The organism is Acinetobacter sp. Root1280, assembly GCF_001425285.1.
Taxonomy (GTDB): domain Bacteria; phylum Pseudomonadota; class Gammaproteobacteria; order Pseudomonadales; family Moraxellaceae; genus Acinetobacter; species Acinetobacter guillouiae.
The window spans coordinates 218,113-237,935 of record NZ_LMED01000023.1; the positions used below are offsets into that span (position 1 = coordinate 218,113).

Consider the following 19,823-nt stretch of genomic DNA (forward strand, 5'->3'; position numbering starts at 1 on the left):
TAACAAAAGGTCATATTTATATGGCCTTTTTTTATGGCTTGAGTTTTTCCTTATCTGCCAAGTCAATGTTTTATGGTTATTTTTAACCTAGATCATGGCCTATTTTTAGCATGTAATATCATGACAACATGATTACAGTTGTATTACATTTATAAACTTATGATAAATAAAACATTAAAAAAAGAACATTCACTTAAAAAAAGCCTTTGTAAAGACTACATTAATTAACAGCAAAAACTTCTAATAATAAAAACGCATAAAAATTAGTATCAATTACGGACATGGAGTCCAAACCTATGAAAAAATCATTACTTTGCATCATGACCTCATGCATGACTTTACCCATGATGGCGCATGCAGATTCACCTTATTTTAGTCTGAAAGATGGTGATGGATTTAAACGCTTTTCTGTTTCAGCAGGTTGGCTACATGCAATGCCACAGGGTAACGCTAATCCTATCAAAGTGAATACTGCCGTTGCAGAAGGAACACAATCTAAAGTAGGTGATATTTCTAAAAAAGCAGTTTTAGACGCAGCAGTTAAAGAATCCAACCCTTTTCTTTATGGCGCAATCGGCCTTTTGGGTGACACGATTCCTGGCGCTTTAACGGGCACTGCCACAGTCAATGGTCTATCCAGTTGGACCTCTGAAGGCACTGGTCTAACAGCAAAAGATGTTGATACTTTTGGTCTGATGGGAAATTACTACTTCACTGATAATCTTTCATTAGAGTTTAAAGCAGGTGTTCCGCCTAAAGTTGAGATAGAAGGCAAAGGCCAAATCTATGCACCATTGACCGGTAAAGATTCTACACCACTTGGCAGTATTGACTTGAAAAAAGATATTGCAATTACTGATTTAACAAAACATTCAAAAGCAGCATCTGCAACTGCATGGTTGCCAGCGGCAGAACTACATTATCAATTTGGTAAATCTGGTGTAAATAAACTTAGACCTTATGTTGGCGTCGGTGTCATGTATGCACATTTTACTCACCTAAAAGTCGATAATGGCGTAAAAGATGATCTGATTGCAGCAGGTCACATGATCCAGAACGTATTAGATGGACAGGCTGGAGCAGCACTAGATGGCAAAAAATCATCTGCAAATCCTGTAGTTAAAGTAGAAGCAGATGATGCTTGGGCACCTATGGCAACACTGGGTGCAACCTATGATTTTAATGATCGCTGGTTTGGAGTAGGCTCTGTCACTTATGCACCAATGAGTAGTGATGCGACCATTACCATTTCAGACTCAAATACCAACAAACAACTTGTCACAGCCAAAACCAAAATTGATATTGATCCTCTGATTACTTATGTCGGTGTGGGTTATCGCTTCTAAAAGCTAAATTTATTTTCATTAAAATGTGCTGACTGATCACTAAAATTTATCGATTGATAAATTTTTATTCTATCGCTAAGTCCCATTGAATCATCTACAATTCTCATATGATGATTCAATGGATAGCTTATGTCAGTACAACAGGACGACACGCGTTTCTCTAAACCACTGATTTATATGCTTATTGGAAGTGCTTTTATTCTGGCACTCTCTTTAGGTGTACGTCACGGTTTTGGGCTTTATCTTGTACCCATGAGCCATGAGTTTGGTTGGAGTCATCAGGTTTTTAGTTTAGCCATTGCCATACAAAATCTATTCTGGGGCGCAGTACAACCTTTTACTGGTGCGCTTGCAGATAGGTATGGAAGTAAGAAGATTGTTGCGATAGGCGGGGTGCTCTACACCATTGGCCTATTGTTAATGTCTATCAGTTCAAATGTGCTGTTACTGGATATCAGTGTCGGCTTAATTATTGGTTTAGCCCTCTCTGCAACATCATTCTCGGTATTACTTTCAGCCGTAGGACGAGCAGCGCATCCAAGCAAGCGTAGTATGGCAATGGGTATTGCCAGTGCAGCTGGTTCATTTGGGCAATTCATTATGTTGCCAACCACCCTGCTTCTCATTAAAAATTTCGGCTGGTCATCTGCATTGGTCATTACAGCAATGCTCATTGTGTTGATTGTTCCATTGGCATGGATGCTTAAGGCACCCATGTATGTACCACCAAATGCAATTAAACAAGCGATAAAACCCAATTTAAGCTTTAAACAGATTCTTAAAATTGCCTTTAAGCATAAACCCTTTTTATGGTTGGCCTTTGGTTTCTCAGTGTGTGGGTTCCAAGTGGTTTTTTTAGGCATTCACCTGCCAGGTTATTTGATTGATCATGGTTTTGATGCCTCCACTGGAACGATCTTTCTCGCATTGGTTGGTCTATTTAATATTATCGGAACCTATACCGCTGGTTGGCTTGGTGGCAAGTATTCTAAACCGCATCTGCTTATGGGTTTATATGGTTTACGTGGCATTGCGATTGTTGCCTTTCTCATGCTGCCTTTAAGTATTTGGACTGTTTACGCCTTTGGTATCGTTATGGGGATCTTATGGCTTTCGACTGTACCCCTAACCAATGGTATTGTGGCCAATATGTTTGGTGTGAAATACTTAACCATGCTAAGCGGTCTGGTGTTTTTCACTCACCAAATCGGTTCATTTTTTGGTGGATGGCTAGGAGGTTTAAATCATGATATAACGGGTAACTACAACATCATTTGGGGATGCTCAATTGCCTTGTGTGTAGTCGGTGTTATTGTGCATTTCTTTGTTAATGAAGAGGCTGTGGTTAATGACTAACTCATTCTCGTGGTTCAAGCTCAGTATCTGGTTGGTTATTGTTATTCTGTTCGGGCTGTCAAGTATGCTGTGGTTGAACACGCCTGAATTATTTGAATATTTTAATATGGCTTTTTGTGCGCATTAACCTATTGTCCAATAGCTAGATTAATTGCTTTCTGTCAAAGCCCTAACTGCTTATAGGGCTTTGTTTTGTAATAATAAGCAGTTCAACATTTTTAATTTAAACCTTGTTGAAACAAAGTCTGTTTTGAACCTCACCCAAGATATCAAAAGTTCACTGAAATTCAGCGCTATCTTCTGCAAATAGAAAGCAGACCCGCCTTTCAAACGGCTTTAGTGAAAGGACAATGGCCTGCTGACACATTTAAATCGTATTGGTCTAAAGCAGACCAGAAGCAACCTTAAAATCAATTTTCTAAGTCGCGACTACGCTTTTCCCAATCTTTATTAGGCTGATTTTCGCGAGTTTACTCGTCCTTGGATCACTGCCTTGATATTATTTTTTGCATAATTAAAGAAAACCTTGAGTGGAGAAAGCTTAGGATTTGGCTTCTTCCCTTCACCAATCGCTTTAAACTGCGCGGCATACCACAGAATTTCCATGATCGCCATTTTATCAACAAAAGGGATACCGGTTTTGATTTGTTCTACTGCATATCGAACGTCCTGACCAGCAATCAAGTTGTTGCTGACTTCAGGTTCTACCGCAAGAGGACGTGCAATCCCAATAAATTCACACGCACCACTGTCTAAAGCCGCATTCATTCCTTGCGCTGTACGGAAACCACCTGTCACCATAAGATGACATTTGACCTCTTTACGAATTTTTTCTGCAAAATCTAAGAAATATGCTTCACGTGCAATCGTACTTTGCTTACGTTTATCCGCTTTTGCGCCTGCCATTGCTGGTGCTTCATAGGTACCACCAGAAATTTCGATCAAATCGATCCCTGCTGTATCAATGGCTTTAAATACTTGAACCACTTCTTCTTCTGTGATTCCACCACGCTGGAAATCTGCAGAGTTCAGTTTGACTGAAATAATAAAGTTTTCTGAGGTTGTAGCACGCACTGCAGCATAAATTTCTAACAAGAAACGCATGCGGTTTTCAATCGAACCACCCCACTGATCTTGACGTTTATTGGTCAATGGTGAAAGAAATTGACTGATCAAATAACCATGTGCACCATGTAACTGTACACCTTCAAAACCTGCTTTTTCACAGATCCGCGCAGCTTCAGCAAATCGTTGAATGATATCCAAAATTTCTGCTTCATTAAGTGCACGTGGTGTACCAAATGTCGTCGCCAACATTGGACTAAAAGGCACTGCTGAAGGTGCCACTGTTTCTTTATTGAGTCCTTTTGGACACTGGCGACCTGGATGTGATAACTGAATCAATTGTACCATCCCGTGCTTTTTACCCACATTTGCCCATTCAGTCAATTTGGCAAGATCACGCTCAGTTTCAACTACAACAACACCTGGCTCATTCTTCGCACGGAAATCAACCATCACATTCCCCGTAATGGCACAACCTAAACCGCCTTTCCCCCAAGCATCATATAAACCTAAATGCAATTGGTTCGGTTGCCCTGCATGATTGGCCAATGCTTCACTCATCGCACCTTTAATGATTCGGTTTTTAAATCGCGTGTTTTTTATTTCTAATGCTTGTGCAAGATGGCTCATGGTCAAATCTCTTTAGTGATTAGAGCTTTTACTCTAATTTAAATTTATAATAGTTCAAGCGTAAATCTGACAATGCATTTTGTCAACTTTGTTAATGTGAATATTTTTTGAACCACAATCATCTATACAGCATTAATACTGACTCGCTGCAATTAATCGCTTGGTATAGTCATTTAAAGGTTTATCAAATAAGGCTTGAGTGTCTTGAAACTCGATAACTTTAGCATCTTTTAATACCAAAACTTTCTGACAAAGTGCTTTTACCACCTGCAAATCATGACTAATAAACAAATAACTCATTTGATAATCCTGTTGCAACTGACGCAGTAATTTTACAATCGCACGCTGTGTGGTCCGGTCAAGTGCTGAGGTTGGTTCATCGAGAATCAGTAATTTAGGGCGTAATACTACTGCACGCGCTAAAGCCACACGTTGCCGTTGACCGCCAGACAATTCATGCGGATAACGCTGTTTAACTGTTATCGGGAGATCTACTTTGTCTAAAATTTCATTGATACGAATCAGCATTTCAGCTTCTTTTAGATGTTGTAGTGCCAAGCCCTCTCGAATAATCTGGTCGACAGTCATACGTGGATTTAAACTGCTTAACGGATCTTGGAATACAATTTGAAAATTAGATCGAAGTGGACGTAATTTACGCTGACTCAATCTGTTCAAGTCTTGATTGAGTAGGAAAACATTGCCCGAGCACTGTATAAGTCGTGCGATTGCCAACGCCAAAGAGGTTTTACCAGAACCGCTTTCTCCAACAATACCGATGGACTCAGCGCGATCTAAACGTAAATTGAGCGGTTGAACGGCTACAAAATAATCTTTAACTCGATTAAATATGCCCTTTCTTATTGGAAATTTCACCCCAACACGGTGTAGTGATAAAACTAAATTACGTTTATACGGTAAAGCATTGGCTTCACCAAAATCATGATCCAATAAATATTGGGTATAGCTGGCTTTAGGGTTTTGAAAAATATTTCGAACCGTGCCTTTTTCTTCAACCTGCCCCTGATTCATCACAATCACTTGATTGGCATATTTACGCACCAAATTCAAGTCATGACTAACCAAAATCATGGCCATTTTATGGTTTAGAATAAGCAGTTGTAATAAGTTTAAAACTTGAGATTGTAATGTGACATCTAAGGCTGTTGTCGGCTCATCCGCGATAATAATTTCAGGCTTTTGTGCCAAAACTGATGCAATCAAAACACGTTGTCGTTGACCACCTGATAACTCATGTGGATAACGATTCAACTTATCCTCAGGTTCGTCCATTCCGACATCACACAATAAGTCATAGACACGTTTTCTGACTTTTTCCTTAGACATTCCATCTAAAAGTAAAGTCTCACCAATAATCCGCTCAACCTTGTGTAACGGGTTGAGTGCAGTCATCGGTTCTTGAAAAATCATGGCAATTTTTTTACCACGGATCGCCAAATGCGCATTTTGATTAAGAGACAATAGGTTTTGCTCATCATATAACGCTTGTCCAGTCACAGTTAAATTTTCAGGAAGTAAGCCAAGTAGTGCCAAACCACTGATTGATTTGCCTGAACCACTCTCCCCGACAATCGCAACAGTTTCCCCGACATGTAGGTCAAAGTTAAGATTATTGACCAGCACCTCTTTACGCTGATTTTCAATATGCAGATGTTGGACAGACAACAACAAAGATGGATCATTTTTGACGTCTTGAATCGAATGCATCGCGTGTCGCCTCCCCAATATAAATCAATAAAGATAGCACCAAGGCCAAAGTAAAAAATCCAGATAAAGCCAGCCACGGCGCATTTAAATTATTTTTACCTTGTAATAACAATTCACCGAGAGAGGCTGCATCTGGTGGTAGCCCATAACCTAAAAAATCCAATGCAGTAAGTGCGGTGATATTTGCAGTCAGCATAAATGGAAGTTGAGATAAACTTGAACTGATCACATTGGGCAAGATATGTCGGAACATAATCACCAAATCACTCACCCCTAAGGCACGTGCTGCTTGAACATAATCTAAATGACGGGCGCGAAGAAATTCTGCACGCACTATACCGACCAACTCTGTCCAGCCAAAAATCAACATAATCAAAAATAGCCAATAGACACTCGGGGTAAATATACTGACCAAGATGATCACCATAAATAACGTCGGCAAACCACCCCAAACTTCAAGCAGACGTTGCCCAATTAAATCCACCCATCCGCCATAATAGCCCTGTATCGCCCCAACAATAATTCCAATAAATGCAGCAAATAGTGTCAATGCCAAACCAAACAACAGTGATATGCGTAGACCATAAAGAATACGGGCAAATACATCACGCCCTTGATCATCTGTACCTAACCAGTTTTGTGCGGTGGGTGGCGAAGGAACAGGAACGGCTAAATCTAAATTGGGTGTTTGGTAGGAATAACGAACCAGTGGCCAAATCGACCAACCTTTTTCATCAATCAACTGTTGAACCACAGGATCACGATAATCGGCTTCTGTTTCAAAGACCCCACCAAAATGTGTTTCAGGATAAACCTTTAAAACTGGCAGGTAATAATGCTGATCGTATTTGACCAATAAAGGCTTATCATTGGCAATAAATTCGGCAGAAATTGAAAGAATAAATAAAACAATAAATACGATGAAACAGACAAAACCCAAGCGATTTTTCTTAAATTTCTGTATTCGTACTTGCATGATCGGTGACATTATTTTGCACCTCTCGATTCAAAATCAATTCGCGGATCAATCACACGATAAATCACATCACAGATTAAACGTAAAATCAGCCCAAACAAGGTCAGAAAGAACAAAGCACCAAAAATTACTGGATAATCACGTTGTTGCACGGCTTCAAAACCCAGCAAGCCTAAGCCATCCAAGTTAAAAATAATTTCAATCAGCAGATTCCCAACAAAGAACACCCCAACCAATACTTCAGGCAAGCCGGCAACAATCACCAACAATGCATTGCGAAACACGTGTTTATATAACACATCATTTTCAGTTAAGCCTTTTGCTCGTGCCGCAAGCACATACTGTTTATTGAGTTCTTCCATAAATGAATATTTTGTCAGATAGGTTAAACTTGCAAATCCGCCCAACACCATGGCGAGCAAAGGTAAAGCCATGTGCCAAAAATAATCTGCTATTTTTTCAAATAGATTGAGACTGTGAAAGTTGTCTGAAACAAAGCCTTGTAACGGGAACCATTGTAAATAAGAACCACCAGCAAAAAATACGATCAACAATATTGCAAATACAAAAGCGGGAACGGCATAGCCCACAGCCAAAAGTAATGAAGTTGATTTATCAAAAAATAAGCCATGCTGCTTGGCTTTTTTAATCCCTAAAGGAATTGAGATTAAATAAATCAAAAAAGTGCTCCATGCACCCAAGGAAATGGTGACTGGCATTTTTTCCCATAACAGCTCAGTCACCGGCTTATCTTTAAAAAAACTTGTACCAAAATCTAAAGCTAAATAATTTTTTAACATCAACCAGAATCGTTCATGTGCAGGTCGATCAAAACCATACTGCTGTTTGATTTTATCGACCATATCTTCGCTTAAGCCCTGTGCACCACGATACTCATGGTTATTGACCGAAGATGATAGCCCCCCAGCAGTCATGTTGACCCCTTGGAAGTTTTCCGCTTGTTGAATGGCTTGTTCAACAGGCCCGCCAGGTGCAATTTGAACCACAACAAAATTGATCAAGAGAACAAAGAACAATGTCGGGATGATCAGTAACAGCCTTTTGAGTATATATGTGCCCATTGAAACGATGTTCCTTATGACCTCATGAGGGTAGATATGTCAATTTAAACATCACTCACGTTGAGCCATTGATGTTTTAACCATGAAGATTTGAAATTATGCTTTTTAAAATGCTCGATTTTTTAAATATTGCTCTACTTTTTTCGCTTGATCTGCATCTGCCCACCAATACTCTAAACCGAGGGATAATTTTGGTTTAACTTCGGGTTGCTGATACATATTCCAATAAGCATACCAGTTTTTATCGTTGCCATAAGTCAGAATTTGATAATAGCCTGCACGTAATACCCGATCCAGTGCTCGGGTACGAAGCACCAATTGTTCACGGTTCGGTGCATAAATAATCTGTTGAATCAGCTGATCGACCACTGGGCTTTTAACACCTGCATAATTGTAATTGCCCACTTCATCGGCAGCCTTACTGCCCCACATCTGTGCCTGTTCAGCACCCGGTGTTAATGATTGCGGCATATCAATAGCGGTCATTTGAAAATCTAAACGGCGCATACGCTCTGTATATTGCGGTAAATCGACTTGACGAATATTTGCCTGAATCCCAAGTTTTTTTAAGTTACGAATATATGGCAGCAAAGTCCGTAGCACGCCATCTTGATGAATCAGAAATTCAATTTGAATGGGACGACCTTGTCTATCCACCAATTGTCCATTGTGAAAACGATAACCCGCCTTTAATAGCATCGAACGTGCAATCAATAAATTTTGTCGGTTAAAACCACTGGCATCTGAAACTGGGTATTTCCAATCTGCCAATACACCTTGGCGTTGTAATGCGGGCAATTGCTTTAAATAAGGTGTTAAAATTTCAAGTTCTTTCGCGCTTGGTTTTCCAGTCGCAGCAAGCTCACTGTTTTGAAAGTGGCTTTGCAAGCGAATATTTTGACCATATAACAATGCTTTGTTGATCCATTCAAAATCATAAGCATAGGTCAATGCTTGGCGAAAATTGAGATCATTGAATGGCACATTTCGGGTATTAAAAACCAAACTTTGCGTGAGTGCTGGTGTTTCAATCTTAGAAATATACTTTTTCACCAAACCTTGTTTTACCGCAGGGAAATTAAATTCGGTGACCCAGTTACGGGCATTTTTTTCTTGATAAAAGCGATATTGTCCAGATTTAAACCCTTCAAAAGCGATTTCAGGGCTTCGATAATAAACATATTTCATGTGATCAAAGTTATAACGACCACGATTGATGGCTAAGTCCTTTGCCCAATAATTTGGATTGCGCTTATAGCTAATACTGCGCCCAAAATCAATACGCTCAATCAGATAAGGCCCTGATCCTAAAATCGGCTGCAAGGTCACTTTGCTATAGTCTTTATTTTTCCAATCTACTTTTGAATAAATCGCAATTTTTGCCAAAATAAAGGGCATGTCTGCATTGTGGTCTGATTTAAATGTCATTTTCACTTGGTATTTAGACAATACCTCAGTCTTGGCTAAATCAGACAAATACATTTGAAAGCCTAGATTGGCTTTGCTTTGAATGGTATCAAAACTAAATTTGACATCCTCAGCCGTGACGGGTGAACCATCACTAAAACGAGCTTTAGGATTTAAATGGAAAATAACAAATTTGGTTTTAACAGGATCATAAGTGACTTTTTCAGCGAGAAGCGGATATAACACACCCGGCTCATCCAGTGAGCTATCCATTAAGCTATCAAATAGGTAATTGATCCCTTCAGTTGAACTGCCTTTGCCATTCATACTATTGAGATTATCAAACGTGCCTATACTCGCTGTGCTGATATAGCCACCTTTGGGTGCATTGCTATTGGCATAAGGCATCGCCTGAGCTTTGTCATACTGTGGAGAATTATGTACAGCAATATAAGCTGTTGTCTGTAGAGCAGCATCAACATTTAAACTTGCAACACATAACCCCAACGCCAGCCCGATCGGGCTGACATATGCAAAACTTAGGCGCATTCCCCTATTTTCCTTTATTCAAAAAAGTTTTTGAAATGTTATGCTTTAAACGTTGCTCCAATAAAATGGCGCTTAAAGATTCGGAACTTTAATAATGCTGCCAATGCGTAATGACGCGTTTGGTTTTATTTCATTCATCTCGGCAAGTGCACTGGTATCAATCCCAAACTTGCTGGCTAAACGAATCAATGAATCACCGCTTTTCACTTTGTATTCAGTCACTGTTTTAGGAATACGAATAGATTGTCCACGTTGTAAACCCGCACGTGGGCTCAGATCATTCAATTCAGCCAGTTCTTGAACTGACATGCCAACACGATTTGCAATCGCATTTAACGACTCACCAGACTTCACCGCATAGCTTTCAGTATTCTTACTCGAAGCTTTAGCTGTTGCTTTCGCAGTCGCCTTTAGGTCTTCTTTTTCTTTAGATAGCGTGGATTTACTGGGTAATTCCCCATCAAGCTTTAAGCGTTGTCCAATATCCAAAGCCTGATTACGCGATAAACCATTTAATTCACTTAAATAAGACAATTGCAGTTTATATTTTTTTGCAACGCTTGCCAGTGTTTCACCTGATTTGACCACATGGATATCTTTACTAGCGCCTTCTGATTTCGACTCATTTCTCGCTTGTGCTTTCTCTTTACTGCTAGTTTCAGGCGTGCCAGTCAACTTCAATTTCTGCCCAACAAACAAACCAGATGTACTTTTTAAACCATTTAAATCGGCAATTTGGTTAACTTGCAAATTATACTTATTTGCCAGCGCAATTAGGCTATCCCCAGATTGCACAGTATAGGTTTCTGGTGTTGTTGTTCCAGCAGGGATCTTAATGATTTGACCCACAAGCAAGTTTTTAGATGTCGAAATTTTGTTTAACTCAGCTAATTCTGCCAAGCTTAATTTAGACTGAACCGCAATACTGGATAAACTATCGCCACTTTGAACTTTATAGTTCTCAGTTTTATAGGTTGTTTCAGCTTTTACATTCTTAAACTTACTTTGATCAATCACTTTAGAGTCAAGTTTAGCTTCTGGCTCATTGACTTCACTGAGTGGCACATTGATCTTTTGCCCTACAAATAAGCTACTTGAGGTATCTAGCCCTGGAGTCAAATCAGCGAGTTCATGTACAGATAAAGCATAACGATCGGCAATCACTTTAAGATATTCGCCACGTTTAACTGCATAAGCCTTGGTCTTGATTTTTGCAACAGGCTTAGAGGTATCCGCACGAACCACTGCTTTATTGATTTCAGATAATTTATCATCTGAAGCATCTTTAAGCTTTAATTTCTGACCGACAAATAAATTACTGTTGGTATTCAGATTATTATAATTTGCCAATTGTGAAACAGATAAACCAAACTGATTTGCCACACTGGTTAAACTATCATTTGGTTTAACCACATAGTTGGCTGGAGCTGAATCCGTGGTTTTGCGAGAAACCACAGGGGTATCAATTTGTGGTTTGGCATCATATAAATACAAAGTCGCGCCAACAAATAAAGTTCCGTTTGGATCAACTTGGTTCCATTTGGCAATATCGCGCCAATTTACGCCATTCTTTAAAGCAATCGTTGCTAAAGTATCCCCTGCCATAACGGTATAAGTACTGCGTTTACCTCTTGGTGGTTCAACCACAACTTCAGTTTCGGTTTTCTTAAAGTTCTTATCCTGATTCAGTTTGGCTTCTTCCGAGTTTGCAGGTGTGGTATCTGCTAAACCTTTAGGATATGAGAATCCAACCGTATTTTCCTTACCTTGAACTTCTGCAACAGATTGACTGGTTTGAATTGCAGTCAGCTTAATTTTACCATCATACGGGTCAAGCACTTCTGTCCCTTGTGGTGCAATCGCCTTAATCTCTTTAACCACTTCTTCTTTTTCAGCTTGAGTGGCTTGAGGTTCTAAAACTTGTTTAACCGTTTCCTTTTCGCCTTCAGCTTTTACTGCGGCAAGAATTTGTGCTTTTTCATGCGCAGAAATTGGCGGCTCTGCGGCAACAGGTTTCACATTGGCTGCATTGGTCACAGCAACAGGAATACGTGGCGCACTTGGAATATCAGCATTGGCAGCAAATTGCGCTAATGCATCCGAGCCTTGTGGTGTATTTTTGAGCGTGCTCAATGAACCTGCGGTTGTCGTGGTGGTTTTTGCTGTTGTTAAAGCAGGTGGCGTCGCTTTACTTGGAGTAATCGATTGAGTCACTGTCGAGGTGACTGCTGTAGGCGTTAAAGTCCGTGTAGTTGTGGTTGGCGCAGTATTGCTTGCCCATAAACCGCTATCAGAACCCGGTTTTAACGCTCTTAGTTTTGCATCGATGGTCGGACTAAGATCCGCAGGAATCAAAATACGTAAGGTACTCGATGGATCAACAAATTCACCACGATGACCAGGGTTTAAAGCATATAGCTCAGCACGACTTAAATTGGTAATTGAAGCAATTTGATTGAGTTGTACGCCTGGTGGAACTGCAACTTCTCTAAAGTGCGGACGATTGGCAATCGGTGGTAAGCTCACCCCATATTTAGATGGGCTTTTAATAATCTGCGCCACGGCTAAAAAGCGTGGTACATAGTTCATGGTCTCTTGCGGTAAACGCAATGACCAATAGTCTGTTGGTAAGCCCGCAGCTTGGTTACGATTAATTGCTTGCTGGATACGCCCTGGGCCTGCGTTATAGGCAGCCAAAGCCAACTCCCAAGAACCGAATTGATTGTATAAACTACCTAAAAACTCATAAGCGGCACGTGTTGATTCAACCACATCACGACGCCCGTCGTATAAGCTGGTTTGTCTTAAACCATAAATTTTCCCTGTACTTGGGATAAATTGCCACATCCCAGCTGCGGCGGCACTACTGGTTGCTGCTGGGTCATAAGAACTTTCAATAATCGGCAACAGTGCTAATTCAGTAGGTAAACCACGACGTTCAGCTTCTTTCACGGTATGGTAAAGATAGCGTGATGCACGAGCACTTAGACGGTCAATATAAGGTTGGCGGGAAACAAACCAGCTCCGTTGTGCATCGATACGAGGATCCCAATGGTTTTCATCCATTTTAAAACCGACTGACATCCGCTTCCATACGTCACCATGTTTTAAAATCAATAGACGATCGCCCTCTACCGCACGTATATCAGTTGCAGAAAGTAGATCTTCTAGAGAATCCAAACTGCTGGCATCCAACATGCCTGCTGACTTTGATGTTTGTACTTTTGATGTTGTCGACGTCGAAGAACACCCTGCAGTCAACCCTAATGCTGCGAATGCAGATGTTAATAAGGATAATTTAAAGAAAACAGTCGCAGTAGGTTGCCACAGCATTGTGGTAGGTTTAAACATAAGAGTTCCGAACAACATTTAGTAAATTATTTTATCATTGCCATTTTAGTAGAGCTAAACGCGCTTACAAGGCAAATTTTGAATGCGAATTGCATACAAATGTTACAAGAAATTAAAAAAATCTCAGTTCATGCGTAGAAAACGCCGATTTGCGTATACAATAAATTCTTAAACCACGATGTTCAACTCTTAATTCACTTTCATTGGTTATTACTATGTCACAAACAATCACACTTTATGTCGATGGTGCTTGTAAAGGCAACCCAGGTCCTGGTGGCTGGGGCGCTTATATCATCACTGAAACAGAAGAACATAAGTTGTGTGGTGGTGAACTTGATACAACCAATAACCGCATGGAACTTACCGCAGCCATTGAAGGGATCGCATTTTGCCCAACCGAAGCAAAATTAGTGCTTTGGACCGATTCCAACTATGTAAAACGTGGCATTACCGAATGGATTGAAGGGTGGAAAAAGAAAAACTGGAAAGATGTAAAAAACCCAGATCTTTGGAAAAAACTCGATCAAACCTGCCAAGGTCGCGAAATTGAATGGAACTGGATTAAAGGCCATGCTGGACATGCAGGCAATGAAATGGCAGATCAATTGGCGAATTTAGGTACACAGCAAATACTCGACGCAAAAAAAAACACCACTGCGCCAAGCAAATTGACTGAACCCTTGGCAGTGGCTGATGATAAAAAAAAACATGAAAAAGACTGGCTGCTTGACGATCCCTTTGGATTTGACCTGATTGAATCAGATGAAATGATAGAATCAGAAATTAGCCCTCAGCAGGATGTCATACCAGCTCATGAAATTGAGATGGAAGAAACATCTAACCAAGATATCAATGAAAATGATGAGCCAGCAATGAGCCAACCCGCAATGCGAGATATTCATCCACAAATTGTGATTACACCTGCGACGGTCCAGTTACATGGCCCCAAACAGTTTATTCTGGATACCGAGACCACTGGTTTCTATTATCAGGACAGTGACCGAATTGTTGAAGTTGGCGCAATTGAAATGGTCAATCGTAAACTGACTGGCAGTTCGATTCATATCTATATAAATCCAGAAAAACCAGTTGGCGATTCAGAAGCCATCCATGGTATTACTGATGAGTTTTTAAAAGATAAGCCAAAATATAACGAAATTGCGCAAGTTTTATTTGACTACTTAAAGGGCAGTGAAATTATTGCGCATAATGCAAGCTTCGATATGAACTTCTTAGATATGGAGTTCAAGCGCAGTGGTCTACAGGCACTCTCAGAAGTATGTGAAGTAACTGATACCTTGGCGATGGCGAAAAGCAAACATCCTGGGCAAAAGAACTCTTTGGATGCCTTAGTTCGCCGTTATGAAATTCCGCAACGAGATCGTACTTTCCATGGTGCCTTACTCGATGCTGAAATTTTATCTGACGTTTATCTCGCCATGACAGGCGGTCAAGTATCCTTTGACATGGATGCTCTTTCTGCACATACTGATCAGGCGCAAAGAAATACAACTCGGAAAAAAATTGAAATCAATGCCCCAATCATTTTACCTTCAGATGAAGAATTAGAAGCGCATGAGAACTGGGTCAAACAATTTCAAGAAAAACATGGGGAAGCCTGCATTTTTGCAAAATAAAATTTGAAATTGATGGCTATTTTTTCTGTAAAGATGGTCTTCTTCGGCTATATTAAAACTTAGAAAATTAGCCTCATTTTGAGGCTATGAAATAAAACATTCAGATACCCAGGATAGGTGCAGATCAATGTCTTACCAAACCTCTATACATTTTGATCCGACAGCATTACTTATTATTAAAAAAGAAGTCGATAATTCAATTTTGCAGGTAGAATCTGCTGTCAGTAGTTTAGTTGAAGACCAAACTTTACCCTTCGGTATTGATGATGCTTTGCTTCAATTTGAACAATGTGTAAATGTGCTGATGCTCATCGATATGCCGCATGTTGCTAAAATTGCGCAACTCTCTGCGGCGGTGATGCGTAAAGTGATGCAAAACCCGCGTGAGATCAATACCCAAGAAGTGATCGCTTTGAGTGAAGGCACCACCATGCTCAAACGCTATATTGAGTTTATTTGCCTTCGTGAAGTCAGAGCACCACAATTCTTACATGACACCTTAAATCGCTTAGAACTTTCTTTAGGTCTAGAGCTGACACCAGAAGGCCAAGCAATTATTCCTTTGCTTGACTGTGTAACACCGAATTTTAACTTGCCGCAATCACCTGAGTTAGAGCATTCAGTGTATGTACATAAACTTTATAAATTATGCCTACATAAACTGCTCAAACAGCAAGAAACAGATTTAGATTTACAAGGTATCAAGCTGGTTGGGTCTTATTTGGCAAATGCAGCCAAAGGCCAAGCAAGTGAACAATATTGGGCTTTGGCTGCAGTTGCTTTAAATCACATTGAAAACATCATTCTCAATGACACACGCCTCAGAACGTTAATCAGTATTGAAACCAATATGTCTTTATTCTTTAAAGATCTAAGCGGATTCAAGCCATCTTTATTAGATACTGCCAATATCCTAAGTATTTGTATCAGCCAAGAAGATGAAATATCACAACACATCCGTGAACAGATCAATGTTGGCGAAGATATTCTAACTGACACACAATTACAAATATTCAGCCGCCATTTATATGGCCCTGATTTTGAAACCATTCATAGTGTGAGCCAACTGATTACAGATGAAATGTCGCAAATCCGTAATGATATTGAGTTTAACTACAAAAATATGAGTGATGAAAAAACGCAAGAATTGAAAAACAAACTGACTGATCTTGCGCATGTATTTAAAGTCTTGAATCTCAATGAAGCCTATAGCGGACTGAAACAACAGGCTGATCTACTGTCTCAAGACAACATGCTAAAAGATGAAAATTACGCACAACAGTTGATGAACAGTATTTTATCAGCGATGAATTCGATTGGTATCTTAGAGCGTAATTACACATCGAGTCGTTTACAGTTAAAAGTGAATAACTTGCAGATTTCATTAGATCGTCTAGATGAAGCACATGCAGCATTATTGACTGAGACCAAAGCGCTGGTTGATTTAAGCTCACAAACATTGGTGCAATATTTACAAGATCCTCCAAGCACAAGTTTAGACCAACTTCCATCACAATTAAGTGAAATTGGTGGTGCACTGTTGTTCCTTGCGGCAAAAGATGGTCAAAAAGCATTGTTGCTCTCTGCGGAGTTTATTCAAACGGGTCTTAACAAAGAGCACGTGTTTAACCTTGAACAAGTCAATAAACTGCTTGATGTTTTAGCCAGTGCAGACATGATGATTGAAAATCTACAAAACAAACAACCTGTTTTACAAGCCATGTTTGATGTAGCATTAACAAGTAGTCAAAATTTAAAATCGGTAGCCTAATGTCAGAATTATCACTTGCATATATCTTTCACCATCAACAACTTTTAGTGGATGAAAATTTACAACTACCTAAAGTTGAAAAGTTAGCAAGTGATATCAGCTTTAACTCGGGTGATCAGATTATTGCCCGAGATCTTTTTATCGAAGATCAAATTCCAGCGGGATATCAACTGATCCCGATTCGTCAATTGATTTCACAATGGACCAAATCTGAGTTTGAACAAGCCAGTCGTGCAGTACAGTTGCTAGAGTGGCGAAGAAACCATAAGTTTTGTAGCCACTGTGGTCACGAAACCGAGGTTCATCCCACTGAATATGCTATGGTCTGCCCTAGCTGTCGTTATCATCAATACCCGCGTGTACAACCGTGTATTATCACCGTGATTACTCGTGGCGATAACGAAATTCTATTGGCAAAAAATGCCAAGAATAAAAGCAAGATGTATGGCCTTATTGCGGGTTTTGTTGAAGTCGGTGAAACACTGGAAGAAGCAGTCAAAAGAGAAACGTTGGAAGAAGTTGGCCTACATGTCAAAAATGTCCAATATTTATCCAGCCAACCTTGGCCTTTTCCAAGTAATCTTATGCTGGCCTTTAAGGCAGAATATGAATCTGGTGAAATCGTCTTGCAAGAAGAAGAAATTAGTGAGGCTCAGTTCTTTAAGTTTGATCAGTTGCCCGAAACGCCTTTTAGTGGCAGTATCGCCCATGCCATGATTGAACATGTAATTCACAATAAACCGATGCATAAAGACTGATCTTGATTAAAACATGTTCAAATCAAAAATGCCTAGCGATTGCTAGGCATTTTTCATTGCTTCATTTAAAACCTTAATAATTTCAGGCCGGGTTTTATAGAATCGACTAAATAAACTTGAAACACTGCCCATAATTGAAATATGACCAGTTTTAGGTATCGTGTAAATTTCACAATGATTGCCTTGTTCAAGTAATTGCTGTTTAAAATCTAAAGAGTTTTTAGCTTTAACGATTTGATCATTTTCTGCCAAGAACAAATAATGCTTTACCTCATTTTTTTCAACAAAATAATACGGCATTACTTGTTGATAAGGAATGCTTTGATCAAACGCATTTTCGGCTAAAGCATCGCCTTTATAATCGAAATGATAAGGTCCAGCGATTCCAATCAAAGCTTTGATATTTTGTTTGATGGCCAGTTGGTAGTGCTTTGGATGATAAAGCAAAGACGCAATATTAAATGCGCCTGCTGAATGCCCCATCAAGGCAATTTTATCCATTGAAATACCGAAACGCGCTTGTTGTTGTTCCAAATAATTCAAAGCAACTGCAAGATCATCAATATAGCTTGGAAATTTATGCTCAGGCGCTAAATGATAGTTCAGCACTGCCACGTTATAGCCAAAACGACTAAAGGCCTCGCCTACAAATTTATAAGCACTTTTATCCCCATGACTCCATGCCCCACCATGAACAAAAAGAATCAGCGCATTCTGTTGCTTTTTATTAGAAATATATAAATCTAAACGTTGTCTCGCCTTTAAGCCATAGGCAATATTATGCTGAATGGAATAGCCCTTTTTAGGGGTCAAGCCATTAATGGTAATACTGCCTAAATCGTATAAACGAAAATCTTGATAGTGTGATTTAAATTGAGATTTTAGTTGTTCAAACTGCTTTCCAAATCTAACTTTTAAAAACTTTAACCTATTGTTGAATAACATTATTGTTTGGCTCTGTAGCATTAGGATCAATCGCAACAGGTGTCTGTACATCAGGTTGTTGTTGTACATTATTTACCACAGGTGCTGTGAAAGATGAAGTTTGGACCGAATTATTCGCTTGTTCAACATTATCAATCAAGGTCACAATTTTAGTCACATTTCCAACTTTTTGTAAAACATCATTTAAATCTGCAATTTCAGCATTGTTTAAACGACCTAAAACATACAACACTCCGTCTTCTGTATGAATCAAGACTTTATTGTCTGAAACCACAGGCGCTTTCATCACTAAACCACGGGTATTCACAGTGACCGATGCATCTTGCATGATAGTGCTATAACCGATTTGATTACCAACAGTCAGGTAATTATGGACTGCTTTTACATCGCTCATCGCTCGTAGATTATCTTCTGCCAACTGCTTTAAATGCGCATCTGGCACTTGCCCTGTCAATAAGACATTGCTATGAAAACTATTAATATTGACACGAGATTGCTTAAATCGGGCATCCAACTTATACAAGTTGATTTTCGCAGTTCGCTCAATAGAAGAATCAATAAACACTTGTCCTAAAGATCGAACACCACTATCTGTTCCCACTGGTGAAGAACCAGTACCACCTGAGATAAAACTCGCGCAACCAGACAAACTTGCTACACACATCATGGTGATGACAATACGTTTTAACACTCAGCAAGACTCCTATTAATTTTAGCCTGCTAAACAACCCATTTAAACGTCGTTAACATGCTGGAAAATATATTTATTTTTGAAATAACCGTACATAAATTTCAGTCACAGATTAATCAAGTCTGCATCTAAAGTAAATGCATTTTCAATCCAAGATTGATCATAAGAGATTTTACTGAGGTCTTGCTGTACGTTTTTTGCAATTTTATGATGTAAATCAAAACCAATCACATCGAAACGGCAATAATATTGTTCATATTGTGGATATTTTTGTAAAAACTTAAACGCCGTTTTAATCATTTTTTGTTGTTTTGATTGATTTACAGCTTCAAAAGCATGCCCCATCTGTGTCGGTGTTCTTGCTTTCACCTCAACAAAAATTAGCTCTTGTTTAGACTGCGCAATAATATCTATTTCACCAAAGCGCGAGAAATAATTCAATTTTATGATGTCGTAGCCATGTTGAAGCAGTAATTTCACTGCTTCTTGCTCAGCCCATTGTCCTAAATTATTTTTTGCCATCAGAAACCT

Annotated in this window: 14 protein-coding genes; 5 read left to right on the top strand and 9 right to left on the bottom strand. The window is 39.4% G+C overall.

Features of this window, described 5'->3' with window-relative positions; genetic code table 11:
- Positions 1-296: 296 nt before the first annotated feature.
- Both ASC84_RS15045 and ASC84_RS15050 read left to right on the top strand, forming a co-directional pair.
- Entirely contained in the window at positions 297-1,346 is a 1,050-nt protein-coding gene (locus ASC84_RS15045) for an OmpW family outer membrane protein (protein ID WP_004722031.1), read from the top strand.
- A 129-nt stretch (positions 1,347-1,475) separates the two neighbouring features.
- Complete coding sequence (locus ASC84_RS15050; protein ID WP_056516148.1) at positions 1,476-2,702, top strand: MFS transporter; 1,227 nt, start codon at positions 1,476-1,478, stop codon at positions 2,700-2,702.
- Positions 2,703-3,152: 450 nt separating this feature from the next.
- Here the strand turns inward: ASC84_RS15050 and ASC84_RS15055 are convergent, their stop codons facing one another.
- From ASC84_RS15055 to ASC84_RS15080, 6 genes are all read right to left on the bottom strand, one after another.
- Entirely contained in the window at positions 3,153-4,397 is a 1,245-nt protein-coding gene (locus ASC84_RS15055) for an NADH:flavin oxidoreductase/NADH oxidase family protein (protein ID WP_056516151.1), read from the bottom strand.
- A gap of 132 nt (positions 4,398-4,529) precedes the next feature.
- Entirely contained in the window at positions 4,530-6,125 is a 1,596-nt protein-coding gene (locus ASC84_RS15060) for a dipeptide ABC transporter ATP-binding protein (protein ID WP_056516154.1), read from the bottom strand.
- A complete protein-coding gene (locus ASC84_RS15065; protein ID WP_056516157.1) occupies positions 6,097-7,113 on the bottom strand; it encodes an ABC transporter permease in 1,017 nt (338 codons plus the stop codon). The genes ASC84_RS15060 and ASC84_RS15065 overlap by 29 nt, the downstream gene beginning before the upstream one ends.
- Positions 7,113-8,183 (bottom strand): microcin C ABC transporter permease YejB, encoded by a 1,071-nt coding sequence (locus tag ASC84_RS15070; RefSeq protein WP_056516160.1) that lies wholly within the window; start codon positions 8,181-8,183, stop codon positions 7,113-7,115. Before ASC84_RS15070 ends, ASC84_RS15065 begins: the two co-directional genes overlap by 1 nt.
- Before the next feature lie 105 nt (positions 8,184-8,288).
- Positions 8,289-10,139: an extracellular solute-binding protein gene (locus tag ASC84_RS15075; RefSeq protein ID WP_056516163.1), complete on the bottom strand. Its 1,851-nt coding sequence runs from the start codon at positions 10,137-10,139 to the stop codon at positions 8,289-8,291.
- Between the two features lie 72 nt (positions 10,140-10,211).
- Positions 10,212-13,490, bottom strand: coding sequence for a LysM peptidoglycan-binding domain-containing protein (locus tag ASC84_RS15080; RefSeq protein ID WP_056516166.1), 3,279 nt, complete (start codon positions 13,488-13,490; stop codon positions 10,212-10,214).
- A 215-nt stretch (positions 13,491-13,705) separates the two neighbouring features.
- Here ASC84_RS15080 and dnaQ point away from each other — a divergent pair, with 215 nt between their 5' ends.
- The 3 genes from dnaQ (at position 13,706) to nudC (ending at position 17,656) form a co-directional block, all read left to right on the top strand.
- Positions 13,706-15,127, top strand: coding sequence for a DNA polymerase III subunit epsilon (dnaQ, locus tag ASC84_RS15085; protein ID WP_056516169.1), 1,422 nt, complete (start codon positions 13,706-13,708; stop codon positions 15,125-15,127).
- Positions 15,128-15,254: 127 nt separating this feature from the next.
- Positions 15,255-16,898: a hypothetical protein gene (locus ASC84_RS15090; RefSeq protein WP_056516172.1), complete on the top strand. Its 1,644-nt coding sequence runs from the start codon at positions 15,255-15,257 to the stop codon at positions 16,896-16,898.
- Positions 16,898-17,656 (top strand): NAD(+) diphosphatase, encoded by a 759-nt coding sequence (gene nudC, locus ASC84_RS15095; protein ID WP_056516177.1) that lies wholly within the window; start codon positions 16,898-16,900, stop codon positions 17,654-17,656. The genes ASC84_RS15090 and nudC overlap by 1 nt, the downstream gene beginning before the upstream one ends.
- A gap of 42 nt (positions 17,657-17,698) precedes the next feature.
- Here the strand turns inward: nudC and ASC84_RS15100 are convergent, their stop codons facing one another.
- The 3 genes from ASC84_RS15100 to ASC84_RS15110 form a co-directional block, all read right to left on the bottom strand.
- Positions 17,699-18,601 (bottom strand): alpha/beta hydrolase, encoded by a 903-nt coding sequence (locus tag ASC84_RS15100; RefSeq protein WP_004722054.1) that lies wholly within the window; start codon positions 18,599-18,601, stop codon positions 17,699-17,701.
- Complete coding sequence (locus ASC84_RS15105; protein WP_056516180.1) at positions 18,585-19,292, bottom strand: BON domain-containing protein; 708 nt, start codon at positions 19,290-19,292, stop codon at positions 18,585-18,587. Before ASC84_RS15105 ends, ASC84_RS15100 begins: the two co-directional genes overlap by 17 nt.
- Positions 19,293-19,397: 105 nt before the next feature.
- On the bottom strand, positions 19,398-19,814 hold the full coding sequence (locus tag ASC84_RS15110; protein WP_056516183.1) for a YraN family protein: 417 nt from the start codon (positions 19,812-19,814) through the stop codon (positions 19,398-19,400).
- Positions 19,815-19,823: the final 9 nt, after the last annotated feature.

Bases quoted from the DNA above. Each gene is read 5' to 3' on its own strand.
- ASC84_RS15045 (WP_004722031.1), top strand. From the start codon at position 297: ATGAAAAAATCATTACTTTGCATCATGACCTCATGCATGACTTTACCC.
- ASC84_RS15080 (WP_056516166.1), bottom strand. From the start codon at position 13,490: ATGTTTAAACCTACCACAATGCTGTGGCAACCTACTGCGACTGTTTTC.
- dnaQ (WP_056516169.1), top strand. From the start codon at position 13,706: ATGTCACAAACAATCACACTTTATGTCGATGGTGCTTGTAAAGGCAAC.
- ASC84_RS15100 (WP_004722054.1), bottom strand. From the start codon at position 18,601: ATGTTATTCAACAATAGGTTAAAGTTTTTAAAAGTTAGATTTGGAAAG.
- ASC84_RS15090 (WP_056516172.1), top strand. From the start codon at position 15,255: ATGTCTTACCAAACCTCTATACATTTTGATCCGACAGCATTACTTATT.
- ASC84_RS15055 (WP_056516151.1), bottom strand. From the start codon at position 4,397: ATGAGCCATCTTGCACAAGCATTAGAAATAAAAAACACGCGATTTAAA.
- ASC84_RS15110 (WP_056516183.1), bottom strand. From the start codon at position 19,814: ATGGCAAAAAATAATTTAGGACAATGGGCTGAGCAAGAAGCAGTGAAA.
- ASC84_RS15050 (WP_056516148.1), top strand. From the start codon at position 1,476: ATGTCAGTACAACAGGACGACACGCGTTTCTCTAAACCACTGATTTAT.
- ASC84_RS15065 (WP_056516157.1), bottom strand. From the start codon at position 7,113: ATGTCACCGATCATGCAAGTACGAATACAGAAATTTAAGAAAAATCGC.
- nudC (WP_056516177.1), top strand. From the start codon at position 16,898: ATGTCAGAATTATCACTTGCATATATCTTTCACCATCAACAACTTTTA.
- ASC84_RS15075 (WP_056516163.1), bottom strand. From the start codon at position 10,139: ATGCGCCTAAGTTTTGCATATGTCAGCCCGATCGGGCTGGCGTTGGGG.
- ASC84_RS15060 (WP_056516154.1), bottom strand. From the start codon at position 6,125: ATGCATTCGATTCAAGACGTCAAAAATGATCCATCTTTGTTGTTGTCT.
- ASC84_RS15070 (WP_056516160.1), bottom strand. From the start codon at position 8,183: ATGGGCACATATATACTCAAAAGGCTGTTACTGATCATCCCGACATTG.